This window comes from Porphyromonas loveana, assembly GCF_003096695.1.
Taxonomy (GTDB): Bacteria; Bacteroidota; Bacteroidia; order Bacteroidales; family Porphyromonadaceae; genus Porphyromonas; species Porphyromonas loveana.
Window position 1 is genome coordinate 1 of record NZ_QEKY01000035.1, and the last position, 2,329, is coordinate 2,329.

General features: G+C 51.1%; 1 protein-coding gene and 2 pseudogenes. All 3 read right to left on the minus strand.

Annotated elements, in window-relative coordinates:
* Nucleotides 1-50: 50 nt before the first annotated feature.
* A pseudogene (locus C7382_RS10345) lies at nt 51-146 on the minus strand (hypothetical protein); the annotation flags it as partial.
* A 108-nt stretch (nt 147-254) separates the two neighbouring features.
* The gene (locus C7382_RS09940) at nt 255-1,136 is read right to left on the minus strand and encodes a hypothetical protein (protein WP_116680107.1); all 882 of its coding nucleotides are present in this window, start codon (nt 1,134-1,136) and stop codon (nt 255-257) included.
* A gap of 534 nt (nt 1,137-1,670) precedes the next feature.
* A pseudogene (locus C7382_RS09945) lies at nt 1,671-2,232 on the minus strand (EF-Tu/IF-2/RF-3 family GTPase); the annotation flags it as partial.
* Between the last annotated feature and the right edge of the window lie 97 nt (nt 2,233-2,329).

The window sequence follows — 2,329 nt, forward strand, 5'->3', positions numbered from 1 at the left end:
CGGTCGCCAAAGTACGGCGATAATTTGAAACATGCAAATCTTTTGCTTTGTTATCGTCCTTGACGTTTGCGTTCTGTTTCGTCGAGGATGATTTTGCGCATGCGCATGTTCTTGGGCGTTATCTCCACATATTCATCGTATTTAACGACACCGTAAGCCTAAAAATAGGCGAATTGCTGAAAGTCAACGGCAAGTGGAAGACGTTTACCGCATTCAAAACCAACCCGTGAATACGCCTCGCGGATGGCGTAAGCTCAGTTTTTTATCTCGTCGATCAGGCCTTTCTTCAAACTTTTCTTGTAGAAGTCGTGCAAAGCCCGCAGCTTCTTCCAGTCCTGAATGTTGCCTTCGCGAGGCAGGACGATGTTGATGACGAACAGGCGTGTCCGGTCGGGCTTTATCGAATCCAACGTATAGTGAACACAGGCAACGGAATCCGAACCCGAATTCGCACCGTTCTTTCCGTTCCCGCGACTCAGTGCTAAATTATTCGTCCGGTAATAATTTCGTCCTCCGACCGAAGCAAATTTGCGGTAAGGCAAGGAGGGGTCCGTGAGTTCCCCGCAAGAGTCGCAGTTGTAGCCCATGTTCCGAATGACGCCGATCACGGAGTCTTTGGGCAGTTTGATGGTGTACGATTTCCCGATAAAGACTGTTCCGCCGGGCATTTCATAAAGATTGTAAGGCATCGACGTGGCGCAAAAAGCGAAAAACGCGATGCCGGCCAAGACGTAAGTCGCCACGGTTCCGGCGAACGGGCGAGAAACGGGCCGCTCCGCGCTGCGCCTGTTGATCAGATAATGACTGAACGGCAGAACAGCAAGCGCCACATAGTCCGTATAATCAACAACTCTGTACAAGCCCAGCCCTGTCATGGCGTTGACGAAATCAATCAAAGGCGTAGTCTGCGGAAGTTTCCACAGCATAAAACCGATTCCCGTGATGAAAGCCGCCGATTTTTCCAGTCGCGGAAAGACGGCAGCCATGAACAAAGGAAAAACCAACAACCCCGCAAAGTCCGAGAGCTTACCCGTAAAGAAATTGCCGAAGGCGGATTTCAGGTAAAAATCGTTGAGCAGCAGGGCTGACAATCCCACGATGAACCAAGGAGTGAGAAGAAGGCGTTTTGTTTTCATATACAGATTTGTTTATGCAAGACTTTGACCGTCAGGCGGGAACAAAGTTATCGAAAAATCTCTGTTTGTCCGACATTTCGTTTCTTTTTTCATTTCCCGACGGCTCAGTCGCTTTCATGGCATCAATCACCCTCTTTGGCCGAAACGGCGAAGTCTTTTGTTAACATAGATTTATTCGTTTGCCTGCACCCAAACGAAAAAACGGGTGCTGGCCAACGAAAAGGGAAAAGTGCTGCCCGACGATCGACTTCATGCGACGAAAGGAAATGAGCCACGAACCGACAGAAGCTAATCCATGCACACTTTTCAACATTGTCTATCTGCTTTTTTTCGTTCCTTTGCGCTTGAATCCCTAACGCCAGAGAACATGTCCGATCTGTTTGATTTTCACCTGAAACTGCCCATCACCGATCCCACTTGGGTGTTCTTCCTCGTGCTTTCCATCATTCTCTTTGCGCCGCTCATTCTCTCCAAATTGCGCATCCCTCACATTGTGGGCATGATTCTGGCGGGAATCGCCATCGGAGAATACGGGATGTATTCCAGCGCATCTTCGAGGCTGAAGACTACGGGGCGGAGCCAGTGAGACTTTGTCGCCGCTGCCGGAGGCTCGCATATTCGTGAGCTTCTTGCTCTTGCACACATTGACGCAGAGGTCGCCTTCTTTGGTGTGCTCTCCTACCACCTGGCCGGCATAAACCTCTTCTTGCGGAGAGATGAAGAAACGGCCGCGGCTCTGCAGGTTGTTGAGGGCATAGGCCGTCCCGCTTTCGAGGGCGATGATTGTGCAGATGTCTCCTGCGTCCACATGGTCGGTCTTGGCACGCCCCAGTCCTTCGAATGTATTCAGCTCTTTGATGCGTTGCTTCTGCATCGTGCCATCACGCTTGCACAGCATAATGTCCTGCCCCTCGCGTAGTGTGCCGCGATGTACGCGCCCCACGGCGATACGACCTACGTAGGAGGTGAAGTCGAGCGAGGTGATGAGCATCTGTGTGGCGCCATCGAGCTGTTCAGGAGTGGGGGTGTATTGGACGATGGCATCGAGCAGCGGGGTAATGTCCTCTGTGGGGTGGTTGTAGTCCGCGCTCATCCATTTTCACAAAAAAACAGTGCCATGCAAAAGAACTCTTTCGCATGGCACTGTTACTTACCTCGCGTGGACGCCTTTTACGGCACTAGCACCTTAGTTA